General features: G+C 31.5%; 1 pseudogene. It reads left to right on the plus strand.

The window, feature by feature from the left end:
- Window positions 1-374 (plus strand): annotated as a pseudogene (locus tag LOK41_RS29425) (IS4 family transposase); the annotation flags it as partial.
- Window positions 375-480: the final 106 nt, after the last annotated feature.

Consider the following 480-nt stretch of genomic DNA (forward strand, 5'->3'; position numbering starts at 1 on the left):
AAATCATTTTTAAAACATGGAAATCGATTTTTCGTATTCATCACAATACAAATATAAAAAAGGAACGGTTAGAGTGTCATATTTACGGAAAATTAATTGCGCTCTTATTATCTTCTACAGTGATGTTTCAGATGCGGCAATTACTACTGATGAAAAAACAGAAAGAACTGAGCGAATGGAAAGCCATGTATATGATTCATGATTATTTTCGAGTACTATATCACCAAATGCAACATCAATCGAATCAGTTAGCCAAAAGTTTTCTTCGCTTGTTCCATTTACTTGAGAAAAATGGACGGAAATCACATCGATATCGAAAAAAAACGGTGTTTGATATCTTAGGAATTGCATACGAACAGCATCTTCCGAAATGAAAATGATATATTGTAAAAATTTTAGCCCGGAAGGGTTATTTAGCATGCTCTTTTTTATCATAATTCCTTTTATTGAAGTGCTAGGAAGAAAATTTTACATATTTCT

This window comes from Bacillus sp. TL12 (genome assembly GCF_022625245.1).
Classification (GTDB): Bacteria; Bacillota; Bacilli; order Bacillales; family Bacillaceae_G; genus Bacillus_A.